14 protein-coding genes are annotated in these 20,142 nt (G+C 62.7%); 10 read left to right on the forward strand and 4 right to left on the reverse strand.

All coding sequences use genetic code 11. The annotated features are described in order from the left end of the window. The first annotated feature begins 1 nt into the window (after nt 1). Nucleotides 2-2,377, forward strand: coding sequence for a heavy metal translocating P-type ATPase (locus ACMAUO_RS17700; protein ID WP_420358200.1), 2,376 nt, complete (start codon nt 2-4; stop codon nt 2,375-2,377). 34 nt (nt 2,378-2,411) lie between these two features. Here ACMAUO_RS17700 and ACMAUO_RS17705 read toward each other — a convergent pair whose 3' ends face one another. Next, nucleotides 2,412-3,050 carry a nitroreductase family protein gene (locus tag ACMAUO_RS17705; RefSeq protein ID WP_420358201.1) on the reverse strand — a complete coding sequence of 213 codons (639 nt, stop codon included), beginning with the start codon at nt 3,048-3,050 and terminating at the stop codon, nt 2,412-2,414. 280 nt (nt 3,051-3,330) lie between these two features. Here ACMAUO_RS17705 and ACMAUO_RS17710 point away from each other — a divergent pair, with 280 nt between their 5' ends. Beyond that, nucleotides 3,331-4,674, forward strand: a complete 1,344-nt coding sequence (locus tag ACMAUO_RS17710; protein ID WP_420358202.1) for an APC family permease — start codon at nt 3,331-3,333, stop codon at nt 4,672-4,674. Nucleotides 4,675-4,682: 8 nt separating this feature from the next. On the opposite strand, the gene ACMAUO_RS17715 is transcribed toward ACMAUO_RS17710, so the two are convergent. Further along, nucleotides 4,683-5,465 (reverse strand): helix-turn-helix transcriptional regulator, encoded by a 783-nt coding sequence (locus ACMAUO_RS17715; protein WP_420358203.1) that lies wholly within the window; start codon nt 5,463-5,465, stop codon nt 4,683-4,685. Between the two features lie 89 nt (nt 5,466-5,554). On the opposite strand from ACMAUO_RS17715, the gene ACMAUO_RS17720 reads away from it, so the two are divergent. From ACMAUO_RS17720 to ACMAUO_RS17730, 3 genes are all read left to right on the forward strand, one after another. Then, nucleotides 5,555-6,967, forward strand: coding sequence for an amidase (locus ACMAUO_RS17720; protein ID WP_420358204.1), 1,413 nt, complete (start codon nt 5,555-5,557; stop codon nt 6,965-6,967). Nucleotides 6,968-7,154: 187 nt separating this feature from the next. Next, complete coding sequence (locus ACMAUO_RS17725) at nt 7,155-7,817, forward strand: NADPH-dependent F420 reductase (protein ID WP_420358205.1); 663 nt, start codon at nt 7,155-7,157, stop codon at nt 7,815-7,817. Continuing rightward, nucleotides 7,814-8,251 (forward strand): DOPA 4,5-dioxygenase family protein, encoded by a 438-nt coding sequence (locus ACMAUO_RS17730; RefSeq protein WP_420358206.1) that lies wholly within the window; start codon nt 7,814-7,816, stop codon nt 8,249-8,251. The genes ACMAUO_RS17725 and ACMAUO_RS17730 overlap by 4 nt, the downstream gene beginning before the upstream one ends. A gap of 227 nt (nt 8,252-8,478) precedes the next feature. On the opposite strand, the gene ACMAUO_RS17735 is transcribed toward ACMAUO_RS17730, so the two are convergent. Further along, entirely contained in the window at nt 8,479-11,265 is a 2,787-nt protein-coding gene (locus tag ACMAUO_RS17735) for a bifunctional aconitate hydratase 2/2-methylisocitrate dehydratase (RefSeq protein WP_420358207.1), read from the reverse strand. A 738-nt stretch (nt 11,266-12,003) separates the two neighbouring features. Here ACMAUO_RS17735 and ACMAUO_RS17740 point away from each other — a divergent pair. After that, nucleotides 12,004-12,222, forward strand: a complete 219-nt coding sequence (locus ACMAUO_RS17740) for a hypothetical protein (protein WP_420358322.1) — start codon at nt 12,004-12,006, stop codon at nt 12,220-12,222. 63 nt (nt 12,223-12,285) lie between these two features. Here ACMAUO_RS17740 and ACMAUO_RS17745 read toward each other — a convergent pair whose 3' ends face one another. After that, the gene (locus ACMAUO_RS17745; protein WP_420358208.1) at nt 12,286-13,548 is read right to left on the reverse strand and encodes a CobW family GTP-binding protein; all 1,263 of its coding nucleotides are present in this window, start codon (nt 13,546-13,548) and stop codon (nt 12,286-12,288) included. A 424-nt stretch (nt 13,549-13,972) separates the two neighbouring features. Here ACMAUO_RS17745 and ACMAUO_RS17750 point away from each other — a divergent pair, with 424 nt between their 5' ends. The 4 genes from ACMAUO_RS17750 to ACMAUO_RS17765 all read left to right on the forward strand — a co-directional run bounded on the left by ACMAUO_RS17750 (nt 13,973) and on the right by ACMAUO_RS17765 (nt 20,134). Continuing rightward, nucleotides 13,973-14,692: a CoA transferase subunit A gene (locus ACMAUO_RS17750; protein ID WP_420358209.1), complete on the forward strand. Its 720-nt coding sequence runs from the start codon at nt 13,973-13,975 to the stop codon at nt 14,690-14,692. Between the two features lie 4 nt (nt 14,693-14,696). Next, nucleotides 14,697-15,338, forward strand: a complete 642-nt coding sequence (locus ACMAUO_RS17755) for a CoA transferase subunit B (RefSeq protein WP_420358210.1) — start codon at nt 14,697-14,699, stop codon at nt 15,336-15,338. Between the two features lie 331 nt (nt 15,339-15,669). Then, complete coding sequence (locus ACMAUO_RS17760) at nt 15,670-17,721, forward strand: sigma-54-dependent Fis family transcriptional regulator (protein ID WP_420358211.1); 2,052 nt, start codon at nt 15,670-15,672, stop codon at nt 17,719-17,721. A 463-nt stretch (nt 17,722-18,184) separates the two neighbouring features. Next, a complete protein-coding gene (locus tag ACMAUO_RS17765) occupies nt 18,185-20,134 on the forward strand; it encodes a hydantoinase/oxoprolinase family protein (protein WP_420358212.1) in 1,950 nt (649 codons plus the stop codon). Nucleotides 20,135-20,142: the final 8 nt, after the last annotated feature.

Here is a 20,142-nt window from a genome sequence, read left to right on the forward strand (position 1 = left end):
AGTGTCCGTGACGGTCAGTTTTCCGGTTGGCGGCATGAGTTGCGCGGCCTGCGCCGCCCGCATCGAGAACGTGCTGAACCGGCAGGAGGGCGTGACGGCGACGGTGAATTTTGCCACCGAACGCGCGCAGGTCGTTCTGGACAATCCCTCCACGTCCATTGATTCCGTCGTCGCGGCCGTGCGCAAGGCCGGGTTCGATGTCGCGGAACGCAGCATCGACCTTTCCCTCTCGGGCATGAGTTGCGCGGCCTGCGCCGCCCGCATCGAGAAAATCCTCAACAAGCTGCCCATGACGCGGGCAACCGTGAATTTCGCGACCGAGCGCGCGCATATCATGTTCGTGCCCGGTATCGTGGAGCCCGAGACCTTCATCACCCGGATCGAAAAGGCCGGCTTCGGCGCGAAGCGGCTGGATGACGGCGTACGCGAGGACCCGAAGGCCGAGCGCGCGAAGACATGGATTGCCGAGCGCAACCTGTTCATCCTGACGGCGGTCCTCTCCCTGCCCTTCTTCGTGCAGATGCTGGGGATGCTCGCCGGGCATATGGCGATGATGCCCGGCTGGCTGCAATTGGTGTTTGCGACACCCGTGCAGGTCTTCTGTGCGTGGCATCTGTATCGGCGGGCCTGGAACGCGCTGCGCGGGGGCTCGGCCAACATGGATGTGCTGGTGGTGCTGGGCACCGGCATTGCCTATGGGTTCAGCGCCGTGGTGGTGCTGTTCCAGCTTCATCAGCCCGTCTATTTCGAGGCCAGCGCGTCCATCCTCACGCTGATCTCGCTCGGGAAGCTGATGGAGACAAGGGCGAAGAACAAGGCCAGCGCCGGGATCGAGCGCCTGCTTCAGCTTCAGCCGCCGGTCGCGCATGTCGAAAGCGGCGGCACGGTGATCGACCGGCCAGTGGCCGAGATCCGGGTGGGGGATGTTGTCGTCATCCGCCCCGGCGAGAGCGTGCCCGTCGATGCGACGGTGATCGAGGGCGCGTCGGACGTCAACGAGGCCATGCTGACGGGCGAGAGCATGCCCGTGCTCAAGAAGCCCGAGGACCGGATCTTCGGCGGCACCATGAATGCCAACGGCGTGCTGCGGGCCAGGGCGACCGGTGTGGGTGCGGATACCGCGCTTGCGCACATCGTGCGGATGGTCGAGCAGGCGCAGGGGTCCAAGGCCAGCGTGCAGCGGCTGGCCGACAGGGTTTCGAACATTTTCGTCCCGACCGTGGTGGCGATTGCGCTGGTGACGTTTCTTGCCGGCTGGGGGGTGACGGGGAATGCCACCTGGGCCCTGGTTTCGGCGGTTTCGGTGCTGGTGATTGCCTGCCCCTGTTCGCTCGGCCTGGCCACGCCGACCGCGATCATGGTCGGAACGGGGCTGGGGGCGCGTTCGGGCATTCTGTTTCGCAATGCGGACGCGCTGGAACAGGCGGAGAAGCTGACGACCATCATTATGGACAAGACCGGCACGCTGACGGAAGGCCGGCCGACCGTCAGCGACATTCACCCGGCGCCGGGAAGCAGCGAGGACGAGTTGCTGGGGGTGGCCTACGCGCTGGAGCGGGATTCGGAACATCCGCTGGCGCGCGCGATCGTGGAGCATGCACGGGCCGCCCACAGTGCCGAACGGGCCGTCGTGGATTTTCAGGCGGTCGCCGGGCTGGGGGTGACGGCCATGCTGGACGGCGCCATTGCCCGACTGGGTTCGCCACGCTTTCTGGCGGATGCCGGGCTTGCCGTTGATGAGGCCCTGGTCGGGCGGCTGGAGAGCGAGGGCAAGACCGTTATCGGCGTGGCGCTTGCCGCGCGGGTGCTGGGGTATATCGCCCTGGCGGACAGACTGCGGCCGGACGCGGTTGCGACCGTGACGGCGCTGAAGAAGGCCGGAATCCGGGTGGTGATGCTGACCGGGGACAATCAGCGCGCGGCGGCGATGGTGGCACAGCAGGTCGGCGTCGACGATTATCTGGCCGGCGTGCTGCCTGGCCACAAGGCGGAGGGTGTGGAACGATATCATGCCCAGGGCCAGGTGGTCGGCATGGTGGGGGATGGCATCAACGATGCGCCCGCGCTGGCGGCGGCCGATGTGGGCTTCGCGATCGGTGGCGGTTCGGCCATTGCGCTGGATACGGCGGGTGTGGTGCTGATGAACAGCGAACTGACCAGCGTTCTGGATGCGATTTCGCTCTCGCGCGCCACGCTTTCGAAGATCCGGCAGAACCTGTTTTTTGCCTTTATCTACAATATTCTGGGGCTGCCGCTGGCCGCGCTGGGCATGCTGAACCCGATCGTGGCCGGCGCCGCGATGGCCATGAGTTCCGTCTCCGTGGTCAGCAATTCCCTGCTGCTCAACCGCTGGAGGCCGCAGGCGCGTACACAGTAAGGGGAGCGGCCTGAACGACCGCCCCCCGACCGGGCTATGCGTCGGTTTGAGCCGGGAACCGCCCTTCGAAGGCCAATTCGGACAGCGGCCGGCGGCCCGATGGCGTTTCGCGGGCGCGCAGCCCCTCGGGCAGGATGTCGGCCGGTCCCTGACGGCCGATGACGATCGCCGCGTTCAGCGCGTAATCGTCCGGCAGTTCCAGACCCGCGCGGGCGACTTCCTTGTCGAACCCGCTGACCGGATGCGTCGCCCAGCCGGCGCGGGCGGCCTGAAGCTGCACCAGAACCGCCGCCGCGCCGGCATCGAAGGCATGAGTGGGGGCGGGTAGGGGCTCGGCCTGCCCCGCCGCGTTCGTCACCGTGTGCGAGGCGACATAGACCAGCGCCGAGGCATGCTGCGCCCAGGAATGGTTGAACGGGATCAGCCACGAGAGAAAGCGTTCCCAGTCGGGTGTGTCCCGCCGGGCGTAGAGAAAGCGCCAGGGCTGGGAATTATAGGCGGAGGGTGCCCAGCGGCCGGCATCGAGAAAGGCCAGCAGGTCTGCTTCGGCAATCGGGGCGGCGGCAAAGGCACGCGGGGACCAGCGGTCGAGGATCAACGGCTCGACGGGCGTTTCGGACACGCGGCCGGTCGATCCAGCCCCAGATGGTTTGGCCCCGGAGGTTTCAGCCATGGTGATCAGCCTCTTTCACAACATGCATCACAAAGCGGATGTACAGTCATCATCATAGACGCCGGGCGGGCGCGGCCCGTCCAGACCATCGTCGCCTCCTGACGTATCATCACGCACTGTCGTTTGATCAGACTTTATTCATGATGTCATGTGGATATTATTAATACGAACATCCTTCGTGATTTGATTGTCTTCTGTGATCCTGCCCCGGGCCATACCCCTTTGGGATTATGGCCACCGCCGCACGGCCGCGCCATGCTGCCAAGGCAGGGAGGACGCGGTGGGCGGCAATGTGAAACTCGACCGTACGCTCGGCCTGTGGTCCGTCGTGCTGTTCGGCCTGGCCTATATGGCGCCGATGATCGTGCTGGGTACCTTCGGCACGCTGGCGACCGCCAGCCGGGGTACGGCGGCGATGGCCTACCTGGTCGCGGCGGCGGCGATTCTGCTGACGGCGCTGAGCTATCGCGTCATGGCCCGTGCCCATCCGGTCGCCGGGTCGGCCTACAGCTACGCGCGGCATGCGATCGGTCCGCGCATCGGCTTTCTGGTCGGGTGGGCCGTGCTGCTGGATTACATCTTCCTGCCGATGGTGATCTGGCTGATCGGGGCGGCCTATCTCGCCTCCGCCTTTCCGGGCGTTCCGGGCTGGGCCTGGATCATCGGCTTTATCGTGCTGACGACCGTGATCAACGTCGTCGGGATCGCCTGCGCAAACCGGGTGAATATCCTGCTGATGCTGGCGCAGTTCGCCATACTCGTGGCCTTCCTGACGCTGGCGGCCCGCTACGTGCTGGTGCTGGACGGCCCGGGCGGGCTGTTGGCCGTGACCCCCTTCTTCAGGGCGGGTGTGCCGTTTTCGGCGTCGGTGGCCGGGGCGGCCATCGCCGCCTATTCCTTCCTCGGTTTCGACGCCGTGACGACGCTGGCCGAGGAAACCCGCAACGCACGGCGCACCATGCCTTGCGCAATCCTGATCATCGCGCTGGGCAGCGGCGTGATTTTCGTACTGTCCGCCTATCTGACGCAACTGGCGCATCCCGGGGCGGATTTCGCCGCGCCCGACGCGGCGGGGGTCGAAATCGCCCGGGCCATCGGCGGCGACCTGTTCGTGGTCGTCTTTCTGGCGACGCTGGTGGTGGCGCAATTCACCTCGGGCCTGGCCGCGCAGGCCAGCGTGAGCCGCCTGCTCTATGCCATGGGGCGCGACCGGGTCCTGCCGCCGGGCTTCTTCGGCCGGCTGCATCCGCGCTGGCGGACGCCGGTCGCCAATCTGCTTCTGGTCGGGGCGGTCGGGCTGGGGGCGCTGGCGATGGATGTCGCGACCTCGGCTTCCTTCATCAATTTCGGGGCCTTCCTGGGATTTGCCGCCGTCAATCTCTCGGTGATCGCATTGTATCTGAAAGGCGACCGACCCCTGCGCGCGCTGGGGGTGCTGGCGGGCGTGGTCCTGCCGGCGTTGGGGACGCTCTGCGACCTCTTTCTGCTCTGGCATCTCGACCGCCATGCGCGGGTGCTGGGCCTGGTGTGGCTGGTGCTCGGCATCGGCTGGCTGGGCTGGCGGACACGGGGGTTTCGCCGTGTGCCGCCCGATATGCATCTCGACACGGAACAGGCACGGTGAGGCCGCCCCTAGTGCCAGAACAGGTGGAACAGTTCGGTCTGGCTGGAAATGCCCAGCTTGGCGTAGATCCGCCGGCGATGGACCTTGACCGTATTGGGCGCGCACCCCAGCACCGCCGCCAGCGACGGGGTGGAATGGCCCTTCAGGATCAGGGTGACGATCTCGATTTCGCGGCGGGTGAGCCGCGAATCTTCGATGCTGGCCAGCGGCCCCGTGCCTCCGCCCCGGCGCACGCGACTGGGCGCGTGAAACCAGTGCCGGTGACCGAAGGCGCAGACGATCGGGGCGGCGGCGCGCAGCCGGCCCCGTTCCGCGCCGGTGAAAGGCGGCGCGGGAACGAGACGGGACAGGGACAGCACGCCGATGCATCCCTCGGCCAGCGGGATGACGAAGCCGACCTCATCGACGATCCGTGTCGCCGCATAATGCAGCCGGTAATATTCGGTCTCGGTGAATCCGTCGGGCGCGCATTCGTCCATCGCGATCATGCGGGCCCGGCCGTCCGCCATGACGGCATCGTGGAACGGATCGAGCACGAAGGTGCCGGCGAGATAACAATCCACGATCAGGGCGCGGTCGGCGGCCAGCCTTTCGTTATACAGGTCGAACGCGCGCCCGTCGGGCGCGTAGAAAAACCCGTTCAGCATCTGCGCCGATGCCAGCATTCGCAGCATCGCCATCAGGGCATCGGGAAACCGGCGCGTGCCGATTGCGGCGGCAGTGGCGGCCACGGCCGCGTTCCAGGCCGCGAAGGGCAGATCGTCGGCGGGCGGCCCGGATACCGAATGCATGAAACACCGCCTCCTCATTCCTGCCGCCCCGCGCAGGGGAGCAGAGCCGCCCGCCGCAGGCAAGCGGGCACGGTGGCCGGCGTGCCGTCATGACCCATCCGCTGGACCTGACCGCGCGGGACATCGCACAGGGCATCCGCGCCGCCCGGTTCAGCGCCCAAGCGGTCGTCGCGGAATCGATCCGCCGGGCGGAGATTGCCCAGGCGACGCTGAATCCCTTCACCCTGATCCGTGCCGAACAGGCGATGGATGCCGCCCGCCGAGCCGATGCGGCGGTGACCGGCGGCGGCCCCACCGGGCCGCTGCACGGCGTGCCGTTCGTCGCCAAGGACCTGACCCCCACCGCCGGCGACCTGACGACGCTGGGCTCCTGGACGCGGCCCGACTGGCGGCCGGCGGAAACCGCGCTGTGCATCCGCCGCCTGCAAGCGGCGGGCGCGATCCTGATCGGCAAGACGACGACCCCGGAATTCGCCTATTCCAGCTTCACCAGCAGCCCACGCTGGGGCGTGACCCGCAACCCCTGGAACCCCGACCGCAGCCCCGGCGGATCGTCGGGCGGCTCGGCCGTCGCGGTGGCAACGGGGGTGGTGCCGTTCGCCGAGGGCACCGACATGGGCGGGTCGGTGCGGATTCCCGCCGCCTTCTGCGGCGTCGTCGGCTTCAAGCCCAGTATCGGGCGGATTCCGATGACCATCCTGCCCAGCCAGTTCGACAGCATTTCCCATTTCGGGCCGCTGGCCCGCACCGTGGGCGATGCCGTTTCCTTCATGGAGGTGGCGGCGGGCGCCAGCGACGAGGATATCGCCTCGCTGCCGATCGACTTCGATGGGGCGGCGGCGCGGGCGGGAACACTGCGGGGGCGGCGCTTCGCGCTGTCGCGCGACCTGGGCTATTATGCCGTCCAGCCGCAGGTCGCGGCCGTGGTCGGGCAGGCGGCCGATGCCCTGCGCCGGGCCGGTGCCGTTGTCGACGACGTGGCCATGGCGTGGACCCGCGCGGTCAACGACCAGTGGTTCGATCTGTGGTGCGTGTTCATGTCGGCCTATTTCGGCGACGCGCTGGCCACCGGCCACGCCCGGATGGACCCGGCGGTAGTGGCGATGATCACACGCGGGCTGGAGATGAATGCCACGACCTACAAGCGGATCGAACTGCTGCGCACCGCCATGTGGCGGGACATGGCGCGGCTTTACACGCAGTACGACGCCCTGCTCTGCCCCACCTGCGCCATCACCGCGCCCGCCGTGACCGAAACCGACGACGATTATAATGCCATCCGGCCCGATGGCCGCTTCCGGGGGCTGGATATGACCTGCCCCTTCAACCTGCTGCCGCAACTGCCGGCGCTGTCCGTGCCCATCGGTCACGCGAGGGATGGGCTACCGGTCGGGATGCAGATCGTCGGCCATCGTTTCGCCGACGAGCAGGTGCTGGCATGGGGAGGCGCGCTGGAAGCCATTCTGCCGGCGGAGCGGCAGTTGGTTGGGGAGGAGGGATAGAAGCCGGTTGTTCTTTTTTGAAAACAAAGAACCAAAAAACGTCTGATCCGTTTGGAACCCTTGTGCTTGTGCGCTCGCTGCGCCTGAACGGGGAAGATGTGTGGGCCCCTCTTGCGAGGGTCTTGTTCCGGTAGCCTGCCGTTCATAGTTCCACATGGCGACTGACGCCCAGCCACCGGAGACGCATATGAAAATAGGCATTATCGGTGCCGGCCACATTGGCAGCACCCTGACCCGGCGCCTGACGGCACTGGGACATACCGTTCTGGTGGCCAACTCCCGCGACCCCGCTACCCTGAGTGACCTCGCAGCCGAAACCGGCGCGACTGCGGTCACGCCCCAGGAAGCGGTGAAGGACGTCGACCTGATCGTGCTGACGATCCCGGAGAAGAACGTCCCGCACCTTCCCCACGATCTGTTCGCCGATGTGCCGCCAGCCTTGCCGGTCGTCGATACCGGGAACTACTACCCACAGCAACGGGACGGCCGGATTGCGGCGATCGAGGACGGCCAGCCGGAAAGCCGCTGGGTCGAGCAGACAATCGGCCATCCGGTCATCAAGGTGTTCAACACCATATATTTCCTGCATTTGCTGGAAAACGGCAAACCGCAGGGAACACGCGGGCGCATCGCCCTGCCGGTCGCCGGTGACGACCCTACCGCGAAGGCCATCGTACTGGATCTGGTGAATGATCTCGGCTTCGATCCGGTCGATGCCGGCGGACTGAGCGAATCCTGGCGGCAGCAGCCCGGCACGCCGGTCTATGCGGCGGATCTCGACATGGCGGGCGTGAAAAAGGCACTGTCCGAGGCCCGGCCCGAGCGGGCCGCCCAATGGAAGGCGACATGACGCTGATGCCCGAGCCGATCCGGCAGGTCGAAACGATCGCCAGTTACCATGCCCACGTCTATTTCGAAGGATCGAACGAGCGCGCGGCCGCCGAATGTCTGCGCGCCGCCATCGCCGAACGCTTTGTCGTGCGCCTCGGCCGCTGGCATGAGGTACCGGTCGGGCCTCATACCCTGCCCATGTACCAGGTGGCCTTCGAGACCACGCTCTTCGCGACGCTGGTGCCCTGGCTGATGCTCAATCATCAGGGGCTGAGTATCCTGATCCATCCGAACACACGCTTCCCGCGCCGGGACCACATGCTCGACGGGGCATGGCTCGGACAACGCCGCGCCTTGCTGGCGGAGCGCCTGCCCGAAGACGCACTCGAGGCGGACGGAGCCGGGACGCCGAATACCCAGCCTTTTAAGCCGGGGGTGGCTACCCCGGCCTGACAGGAACGGGGCGGAACGGAAAAAGCCAGACCGCCCCTTCTTTTCCTTGTGCCTGAACGGACACCCGGAGGCTCGCGCCCCCGGGAGAAGATCCTTTATCCGCTGCACTGGTCATCGCTTGGACCAATATCGAGGCCTTCAGGTTTCTCCCGGAAAACAGGGAGAAACCTCGCAGATCAAACAGACGTGCGGGGCTGGCAAGCCCCGACGCCGACTGACCACACGCCTTAGTAATGGACAGACGCGGAATCGATCGGAGCAACCTTTGGCGGAGCAAACGTGGTCAGATCGATGCCTTCGACGGCAGCCTTGTATTCATCATTGCTCGGCATCCGGCCAAGGATAGCCGACAACACAACGACAGGAGTCGAAGCCAGAAGCGATTCACCCTTCTTCTCGCTGGAATCCTCGACGACACGGCCCTGGAACAGACGGGTCGACGTCGCCAGAACGGTATCGCCCTTTTCCGCCTTCTCCTGATTGCCCATGCACAGGTTGCAGCCCGGACGCTCCAGATAGAGAATGTTTTCGTATTCGGTCCGCGCGGTGGCCTTCGGCAGCAGGTCGTTGAATTCGAAGCCGGAATAGCGCTCCAGGATTTCCCAGTCGCCCTCGGCCTTCAGTTCGTCGATGATATTGTAGGTCGGCGCGGCGACGACCAGCGGGGCCTTGAACTGCACCTTTCCCTGTGCCTTCTCCAGATTCTTGAGCATCTGGGCCACGATTTTCATATCGCCCTTATGCACCATGCAGGAGCCCACGAAACCGAGGTCCACCTTCTTGGTGCCACCGTAGTAGGAAACCGGGCGGATCGTGTCGTGGGTATAGCGCTTGGACACATCGGGATTGTTCACATCGGGATCGGCGATCATCGGCTCGTCGATCTGGTCGAGGTCAACCACGACCTCGGCAAAATATTTCGCGTTGCTGTCGGGCGCCAGCGCGGGCTTTTCGCCCGAGCGGATCTCGGCAATGCGCTTGTCGGCCTTGGCGATCAGGCCCTTCAATGTGCCTGCGGCATTGTCCATGCCCTTGTCGATCATGATCTGGATGCGCGACTTGGCGATTTCCAGCGATTCGATCAGCGGCTCGTCCTGCGAGATGCAGATGGCCGCCTTCGCCTTCATCTCGGCTGTCCAGTCGGTAAAGGTGAAGGCCTGGTCGGCAAGAAGCGTGCCGATATGCACCTCGATGACGCGGCCCTGGAAAACGTTGTCGCCGCATTGCTTGAGCATCTGCGCCTGGGTCGCGTGCACGACGTCACGGAAGTCCATATGCGGCTGCATCGTGCCCTTGAACGTGACCTTGACCGACTGCGGGATCGGCATCGTCGCCTCGCCCGTGGCCAGCGCCAGTGCCACGGTGCCGGAGTCGGCGCCGAAGGCCACGCCCTTGGACATGCGGGTATGGCTGTCGCCGCCGATGATGATGGCCGCATCATCCACGGTAATGTCGTTCAGGACCTTGTGAATCACGTCCGTCATCGCGTGATAGACGCCCTTGGGGTCACGCGCGGTGATCAGGCCGAAATCGTTCATGAATTTCATGAGCTTCGGGATGTTGGCCTGCGCCTTCTTGTCCCACACGGATGCCGTATGACAGCCCGACTGGTATGCACCATCCACGAGCGGCGAGATGACGGTGGCCGCCATCGCCTCGAGCTCCTGCGCCGTCATCAGGCCGGTCGTGTCCTGGGAGCCGACGATATTCACCTTCACGCGAACGTCCGACCCCGCATGCAGGACCTTGCCCGGCGTGACACCGACGGCGTTGCGGTTGAAGATCTTCTCGACCGCGGTCAGGCCCTGATCCTTGACCGTGATCTCCTTGTTCGGCGCGAAGACGGGGGGCGCTTCGATCCCCAGCGTCTGGGCCGCGAATGTCTGGAGCTTCTTGCCGAAGACGATGGCGTAGGAACTGCCCGCCTTCATGAACTCCATCTTCTGGGGCGTGAACGCGGCGGCGACGTCGACCAGCTCCTTGCCGTCCTCGTCGCGGAGCTGCTTGTTCTTCACGTCGATCTTCAGGACGGTGCCGGTCTCGACCGAGTATTTCTGCTCGAGGATGGGGTTGCCGTCGTTATTGAGGATCGGCTTGCCGTCCGCGTCGGTCTTCTTGACCCAGTTCTTCAGGTTCAGGCCGATGCCGCCGGTCACGTCGACGGTGGTCGCGAAGATCGGCGAGATGCCGTTGGTACCCGCGACGATCGGAGCGAAGTTGACGAAGGGAACGTAGGGACTGGCCTGCTTGCCGGTCCAGAGCGCCACATTGTTCACGCCCGACATGCGCGACGAGCCGACGCCCATCGTGCCCTTTTCGGCGATCATCATCACCCGCTTGCCGGGGTGCTGCTTCTGCAGCGCGACGATTTCCTGCTGTGCTTCCGGCGAAATCATGCACTTGCCATGCAGTTCGCGGTCCGAGCGCGAATGCGCCTGGTTGCCCGGCGACAGCAGGTCGGTCGAGATATCGCCTTCGGCCGCGACGAAGGTCACAACCTGGATTTCGTCCTCGACGTCCGGAAGCTTGGTGAAGAATTCGGCTTTGGCATAGCTCTCGAGCACGTCCTTCGCGATGGCATTGCCCGCCTTGTAGGCATCGCGCAGCCGGAACATGTCGGCGTCATAGAGGAAGACCTGGGTCTTCAGCACTTCGCCCGCCTGCTTGGCCAGCGGGCCATCGCCGAGGGCGATGTCAAGCAGCACCTTGATCGACGGGCCACCCTTCATGTGCGAAAGAAGTTCGAGCGCAAAGACGGGCGTGATCTCCGGGACGATCGTTTCGCCCAGGGCGATCTTCTTCAGGAAGGCCGCCTTGACCTCGGCGGCGCTCGTGGTGCCGGGCAGCGTATTGTAAATGAAGAACTTGAGGGCATCCGCCCGGTGCTCGTTACCGGCGTCCTCAATCAATGTGATAATGTCACGGACGAGAGCGCCGTCGTCGATCGGCTTGGGAGCGAGCCCTTGATTTGCTCTGTCCTTGATTTCGGTCAGGTAATCTGAATAGGCGTTCATCGCAATCCCAACGTCTTTGAGGTGTATGGACCTGAAGCGCGGCCCCGCAAACCGGATATGGTCAAGTCGGCTCAAGGTTCTGATGGATCCCAGTTACGCCAACACCTGCCGACTGACAAGACACGGCATTTCAGCAAAACAGCCCCTTGAATTCAGTGTTGACCGTTTAAAAGACAGCAACCCGCATGCTTATTTGAATAGGAATACATAAATCACCGATCTTACCTCACTCGGCTTTTCCGATTTGACCGATGACGCGGCATTTGTCATTTCAACTTTCCGGCACTGGCAATCTATCGGCACGATTCATAAAGAGGCTGAAGCCGTCTGTTCGACATATTGAAAATTGATCGGTTGCACGATGGTCTTCAATTGCCATTCGACATCTTCGGAATGATTCCTCACCGGAGAAGACCAATAATGAAAAGAAACAGCCCCATTTTATCCTCGATTTAAGAGGCATTTCCTGTAAAATTTCTTCGTTCGATATTATACTACAGCAATATGTCAAAATGTTCTGGGAGATTTTAGGACAAGCAGGCACGATAATGCGCCCTGCGTCGTAGATATCCCAGCACGGTGACGACTACCCTATGGAGGTGATTGAGCGGAAGCCAAGGCGAGCAGGCTGACAGGGCAAAGCCAAGTCTGCTTTTCAGAGCCACGAATATCGGATGTACAACCGAAACATTGGCGTATCCTGCTGGTCTGCTATGCGCATTTTGCAGACTGGAAGGAATGGCGGACGAGCAGAGCTATGGCGGCCTGAGAACCGATCAGGCTCGCTGGATGATGGAACAGGAGAAGGAGAACGCGCGGCTTCGTCGGGCGGCCTCGAACCTGACGCTGGACAAACTTATCCGCCGGAAGCGACGGACCCGACTATTTCCGCTCCAGCATCCGGGGCGCCATTGGGATCTCGCGGATTGTCGCAATCCTATCATTACAACCTTCTGAAATGACTCAACTCATGTTCGGTCAGGTTCTGAGAGATCCAGTCCGATAACCCGGCCGCGTTCATCATGCGGAGCGCCTGCGTCCCAGACTGAAGGGCGGTGCCTGGATGACGAAGGCATCATGCCGGGGCAATCCATCAAGCGTCATCGGCAGACGGTCTTTAAGCCAACACCGCGTCGGCAACAGCGGGGTCGCGGCAGCCATGCGCAACGCTGCCGAATCGGTCGGCAGATTCGACAGCGCTGCCCGGATCTCCGCCTCCTCCGTTTCATGCAATCCGTCGCAAATGAAGACGAGACAGCCCCGCTGGTCCGCAAAATTGCCCGCGGGCCATCCCGAGAGGCGTGCAAGGGGATAAGCGACCGCCTGTACGCCCTGAACGATAACGGGGCGGATATCCGCGATACTGTTCATGAGCCCTTTCATACGCAGGAGCCTCGCGCCGTACGTCTGAAGAATGAGACCCATGGTCACGGCGAAACCATACCAGGGAACCGGATCATCAAAACGCACGACAAAGCTTCTGACCGCGTTATCATGATGCCCGGATAAATCCCTTCCCTGCCGAGGCGGGCCATTATGGCGATCGTCCGACGCGCGCTGAGCGCCCTCTTCGCCCAGCCAGCGCGCGAGGTTCGCGCCTTTATCCGCAAGACCGTCGAGGGCACCGAACAAACAGGCCGGATCACCCGTACCGGACCGGCGGATCGTATCGAGATCGAGGATCGTGGCGGCCGGATTCATGTCTTTCAGACGTCTTTCAAGGGCCAGGCCTGTCGCGCGGTCGGCCAGATCGGTCTTGCTGATCAGCAACCGGTCGGCGACGGCCACCTGACGCCGCGCCTCGGTATGCCGCGCGATCTGATCGAGAGCGCGGGTGGCATCCACTACGGTCAGGATACCGTCACAGACGAAACGCGCGGCAACAAAACGGTCTTCCATCAGAGTATTGATGACGGGAACCGGATCGGCGAGGCCCGTCGTTTCGATCACGATGCGGGTCAACGCCGGGAGTTCGCGCCGCGACAGCCGTCCATGCAGCCCCTTCAGGGCCGCGACCAGATCGCCGCGCATGGTGCAGCACAGACAACCCGATTCGAGGATGACCAGCGATTCATCGACGAAATCCACCAGATGGTGGTCCAGTCCGACCTCGCCGAATTCGTTGATCAGCACGGCGGCGCCGACCATCGTGGGGCAGCGTGTCAGCCAGTTGAGAAAGGTCGTCTTGCCGGCCCCCAGAAACCCGGTCAGCAAGGTCACCGGTATACGCCCCACAGGTGCCGGGGCGGGGAACGCGCTCGGTGGAAAAAGGGAGTGGGTCATGAGGCATCGTCCGATAATGGATGTGCCCTCATCATATGCCGGGATCACTGTCGGCACCCCTTCGATTGTCTGTATCGTTTATCCATTTGTTTCAGATGGTTGGTCTTATCCTGACGACCGGAACCGTCGGGTTTCCATACGCATGGCGACGTGTTTACGGACATTGCGCCGGCAGGGACCGGGCGACGCATCAGGACCATGAGGACCGTTTCTTATTCAGACGCCGACCAGGCCGCCCTGGCCGTAAATCCGACGTTTACCGCCTCCCCGGACCAGATCAACCTGTTGAAACAACACAATTAAACAAATCCATCCGATCCCGCCGCAGATAATGGCAGAGGCTTATGCATCGCGGATATAAAACACGAACCAGACAATAAGCGCCCCGTTCCTCCACATAATAAGAGCGCATGCGAGGACCCACATGACCGACAAAATCCGGACGACGGCGACGCAGGCGCTGGGCGACCTCCTGCGAGACGACATGACCATCATGTCCGGCGGCTTCGGCCTGTGCGGCATTCCCGCGACCCTGATCGACGCTGTCCTGCATTCGGGCGTGCGCGGGCTTACGCTGATCTCCAACAATCCCGGTTCGGAAAGAAATGGGCTCGGCAAGCTGTTCGCCACCCGTCAGGTGCGAAAGCTGATCTGCTCCTATGCCGGAGAGAACGCCCTTTTCGCCAGCCAGTATCTCGCGGGTGAAATCGAGGTCACGTTCACGCCGCAGGGCACACTCGCCGAACGCATCCGCGCGGGCGGCGCGGGCATCCCGGCATTCTACACCCGCACCGGCGTCGGGACCGAAATCGCCCACGGCAAACCCAGCGCCGAATTCGACGGCGTGTCCTACATCCTGGAACGCGGCCTGCGCGCCGATCTGGCGCTCATTCATGCGTATCAGGGCGATACCGAAGGCAATCTCGTCTATCGGATGACGGCCCGTAATTTCAATCCGCTGATGGCAACGGCGGCGGACGCCACCGTTGCCGAGGTCGAGCACCTGCTGCCCGCCGGCGCCCTGCAACCCGATCATATCGTCACGCCGGGCATCTTCATCGACCGCCTCCTCCGCGTCGAGGTCGCCGAAAAACCCATAGAACAGCGCACCGTGCGTGAAAAACGCGAAAAACAGGAGGCCTGAGACCATGGCATGGACACGCGACCAGATGGCGGCGCGCGCGGCGGCAGAGTTGCGCGACGGCGATTATGTCAATCTCGGCATCGGCATTCCGACCCTCGTGGCCAATCACATACCGGAAGGCATCACCATACAATTGCACAGCGAGAACGGCATGCTCGGCATGGGGCCGTTTCCGTGGGAGGGCGAGGAGGATGCCGATCTGATCAACGCGGGAAAGCAGACCATCACCACACTACCCACCAGCAGCTTTTTCGACAGCGCGGCCTCCTTCGGCATGATCCGGGGCGGCCATATCGACCTGTCCATCCTGGGCGCGCTGGAAGTGTCGCAGACGGGAGACCTCGCCAACTGGGCGGTGCCCGGCAAGATGGTCAAAGGCATGGGGGGCGCCATGGATCTGGTGGCCGGGGTCAAACGGCTGATCGTCCTGATGGAGCACACAGCCCAGGGACGCTCGAAAATTGTCAGGCAATGCAGCCTGCCGTTAACCGGCGTGCGGGTGGTCGACCTGATCATCACCAATCTCTGCGTCCTCGCACGGTTCCCCCAGGGGCTGATCCTGCAGGAACTGGCCCCCGGCGTTTCGGTCGAGGAGGTTCGCGCCAAGACCGATGCGGACTTCGAATACCGTCCGACCCGGCTGTAAGACCGTCCGATTTCCGGACGGTCCGGCGCGCCCACTCCCGATGCTTCAGGTCAGAATTTCCGACAATACAATGACATAACGATGGCATTCCGATTGTCGCCGACCACGAACCGGATCAGCGACAATGCGTTTTTCTGCTATGCTGGACGCGATCGGGTCGTGGCTTCGCGGCTGCACGAAGATCAAGAGCAATAAAAAACAAGAAGCCTGAACTGGCGGGATGGCCCGGCGCCGTACCGCATCCGGAAACAGAGCCTACGCCGCGATCCGCCAATGGCACAGATTTCAAGGCGGCGCGTGGCGTTCGAAGAACGCACGAGGACAGACGACCATGCCTGATGCCGCTGGACGCGAGCTATTTTCCGTTCCCGAAAACGACCAGCTGATCATGACCTCCTGGAAATGCTTCCTGAATGGGAATGACACCGGCAACAACGCCCTGCGGCGCCTGATCGGCCAATCATGGCGGCGATGCCTGGACGCCAATGTCGACCCGACCCGCGATCAGGCGCCCCCTCCCCTCAGCGAGACATCGCTGCTTTCCCTGCGCCATGACTGCGCCGACCTTGTCGAGGCCAGTGCCGCGATCATGGCATCGGCGCGCGATTATCTGAGCGAGGCCGGTACGGTCATGGTCCTGACCGACCCGGACGGCACCATCCTCAATCTGGAAGGCGACTCGTCCGCACGGGGGGCGGCTGAAAACGTCCATCTCCTGTCCGGGGCCAACTGGAGCGAGCAAGCCATCGGAACCAACGCCATCGGCACCGCCCTGGCCGTCGGTCTGCCCGTGCAGATCCATTCGTCGGAACATTATTGCAGCGGTGTCAAACACTGGTCATGCTCGGCCAATGTCATACGCGATCCCTGTGACAAACGGATCATCGGCGTGATCGATGTTTCGGGCCTGAGCGATTCCTATGACCGCCACAGCCTCGAACTCGTCATCGCGACAGCCGGGCAGATCGAAAATCGCCTGGCCTGCCTGGAGGCGGAAATCCGCTGCCGTCTTCTCGATAAATGCCTCGATCGCCTGTCGGAACACCATTCGGACGGCGTGATCATTCTCGATCGTCGCGGTCGCCCCATCCGCTGCAACGCGCATGCGGAACGCTTTCTGGGCCGAATGGGCGTCAACTTCGCCCCCACAGCGCCAGACGGCGTCGGCATCACCGTTTCCTGGGCGCGCGGGCACGAACATCCCGACACATTGCCGAACTGGCTCCAGGCGGACTGGCTGGAACCCGTCATGGAGAACGGCGAGCGCATTGGCGCCATCCTCATGCTACCTGGCCGTCGCGCGCCGGCGCTGATGCCGGGCCGTTCCGAGCCCACCGCCAGCGCCGACAGGCGGGAAAAGGGCGAATTCGAGAGACTGGTGGGAGAATCCGGGGCACTCAATGCCGTCATTAGCCGCGCACAGCACCTGGCACGCAGTCGTGTGCCGATCCTGCTGACGGGCGAGACCGGCACCGGCAAAAACATGCTGGCCCGCGCCATTCACGATTCAAGCGCCAGCCGCGTCCTGCCGTTCGTGACGCTCGACTGCGGCAGCCTGTCGCATGAATTGGGAGCAAGCGAACTCCTCGGCTTCAGCGAGGGTCTTTTCGCGGGTGCGCGGCGCGGGGGAATGGCCGGCAAGATCGAAGCCGCCAATGGGGGCACCCTGTTCCTGGACGAGATCGGAGACATGCCAGTCGAACTTCAGCCATTATTCCGCCGGGCACTTGAAGAGGGCGAGATCTGCCGCCTGGGCGAAAATCGTCCCCGCAAGATCTCGTTTCGCCTGATCGCCGCCACCAGCCGCGACCTGCGCCGCGACATCCAGACCGGGCGTTTCCGCACGGACCTGTTCTATCGTATCGCGGTCACCAGCATCGATATTCCACCCCTGCGGGCGCGTACGGAAGATATTGCACTCCTGGCCGCACATTATAGCGCATCGCTGACACGCCAGCATAATCTTGAGCCACGCCGCCTGTCACCCGGACTGATCCGCCTCCTGCAGCATTATAGCTGGCCCGGAAACGTTCGCGAACTGCGGAATGTCATCGAGAATATGCTTCTGAATTCGGATCAGATTCTATTGACCGAAGTGGACCTGCCCACCGAACTCTGGAGCGCGCTTGACGACAGAAGCGATCACGCCATCGGCGAGCACGATACGCACGGCACTCTGACCCGTATGGAAATAGCAGAGCGTGACACCATTCTGCATGTCATCAAATCCTGCGATGGAAATATGACCGCGGTGGCGCGCGAATTGGGAATCGCCAAAAGCACGGTTTATGTGAAGCTCAAGCAGTTTGGTCTCGAATCCTATGTCGGTACGTCGCGGCGCTTGCGGGACGGAACATCGTCTCATTCCGCCACGACGCATTAGCACGCAAAATCGATCCACCTTATATTCCCATTATGAATTCTTTATAGAATAAAAAATACTTTCTAGAGAATCCCGAACAACAGCCTCACCTGGGCAGTCATCAATGGCGCGATCGGTGAGCAACCGTAGACGGTCCCTCGGCTACGACAAGCTCACCCTTCCCGCCGCATGCTTCCCGATGCCAGACGTCGACTTGTACACGATGCCCCCCTTGCAATGCTCCAACCGAAAACCGGACGCCGTTCCGCAAAACAGACGGACCACAACGCCCTCACCCGCGACATATTATTATAAATCAATGATCTAACAAGAATTCAGGCTACAGGAAGATTCCATTGCATACAGACACATCCTTGCCCGACAGTATCGATGGTCTCCAAGCAGGATCTTAAACACCAGCCAAGACCTCGCACTCAACAAGAATAACCGCACCCGCAAGGGCAAGCGGCGGAGGGCATGCGCGATGACATTGCAGATCAACGTGGATAACGGTGGCACCCTAACCGATATCTGCATCATGACGGATGATACCGTCAGAAAGACCAAGGTGCTGACCACACCTTACGATCTCAGTAAATGCTTCTTCGAGGGACTACAGAAGGCATCGAGCGTGATCTATGGCGCGCCTGATGTCAAACGGCTTCTGGAGGAAGTCGATCTCATCCGCTATTCGACCACCCAGGGCACCAACGCCATCTGCGAACGCAAGGGGCCGCGGTTGGGGCTGATTACAGACACCTGCGCGGACGAACTGCCAGCCCGCCTGGCGGAACACGATCCCGAACTGTTCGAAGCGCTCGTCGGCGACCGGGTCGAGCGTCTCGATCCCGCATCCATCACCGGTGACGCCGCGAATGTCGAGGTGGTCAGGGCGATCAATCGGCTGACGGCCGCCGGGGCAAACCGCCTGGTCGTCAGTTTCGGCGGCACGAACTTCCGTACGCTCGAAGACCATTTCAAGAAAATTGCCTTGCGCAAATATCCCAGGCATCTTCTGGGCGCCGTACCGATCCTGTATGGCAGCGACCTGACCACCGATCAGGCGGTGGAGCGGCGCACCTGGACAGCGCTGATCAATTCCTTCCTCCATCCGTCCATGGAAGCGTTCCTGTATAATGCCGAAAATCGCCTGCGCGACTACCGCATCAAGAACCCGCTCCTGATCTTCCGCAATGATGGCGATGCCTCGCGCGTGGCCAAGACGGTGGCAATCAAGACCTATTCCTCCGGCCCGCGTGGCGGCATGGAGGGCGTCAAGACATTTTCGAAACTCTATGGCTTTACCGACAGCGTGTCGATCGACGTCGGGGGTACCACCACCGATATCGGCCAATATCGCGATGGTACCGTGGCCGAGGTCAGTCGTGGCAATGTCGAGGGCATCAGTGTTTCTCTGCCCCTCTGTGAAATCGTCAGTGCAGGCGCCGGCGGCAGTTCGATCTTCAGGGTCGTCGATGCCCGCATCGTCATCGGGCCCGAAAGTGTGGGCGCGGTGCCAGGGCCGGCCTGCTTCGGACGCGGCGGCAAGGAAGCGACCATCACGGACGCCAGTCTGCTGAGCGGCCTGCTCGATCCCGCCTCCTATTTCGGCGGCGGCATGACCCTCGACAGCGAACGTGCGGCGGCCGCTGTCACAGCGAATATCGCCAAACCCCTGGGCATCGGTCTCGACGAGGCGCTGTTGCAGATGGAATATGCCTACGAGAACAAGATTGCCGTCGAACTCAATCGTTTTACCAAAATATCACCCGAAACGGTCCTATTGGCATTCGGCGGAGCGGGACCACTCAACGCCTGCGGCGTCGCCGAAAAGGTCGGCATCAGGACGGTTGCGATACCGAGAATGGCCGCCGTGTTCTCGGCTTACGGCATCGGAGCCTGCGATATTTCGCAACGCTACGGCGTCATCCTTGCGCAGCGCACGTCGGAGGAACTTTCCGAAGCGCTCAGGGCGCTGAAGGTCAAGGCAACGCGCGACATGTTCGCCGAAGGCTTTCCCGAGGGCAGCTATACGATCAGTGCCCGCCTGGTGGCCGATGTTGCTGGTCAGGAAACCATCTTTCCCTTGCAGATTGCGGATTTGAATGACGAAACGCCATTCCCGCCCGAGCTGTCGACGGCATCGTCCATCGAACTCGAGCTGGCAGCGGTCAAAAGCATGAGAAATACGTCAAGCAGGACGGCTGCCGCCACCCCCACCAGGCAGGCGCAGGCGGCTGGACACCGCAATGTGCTGATCCGCGACCGGGGCCGCATTGATATTCCCGTTTATCAACTCGACCGCCTTCAATCCGGCGATTTCTCCGACGGCCCATCGATTCTCGAGGAAGACTATTTCACCTGCCGGATACCCGAAGGCTGGCAGTTCGTCATCAGTGACATGGGCGATATCATATTGAACAGAAAGGCCTGAGCATCATG

Source organism: Gluconacetobacter brunescens (assembly GCF_048695475.1).
Classification (GTDB): Bacteria; Pseudomonadota; Alphaproteobacteria; order Acetobacterales; family Acetobacteraceae; genus Gluconacetobacter.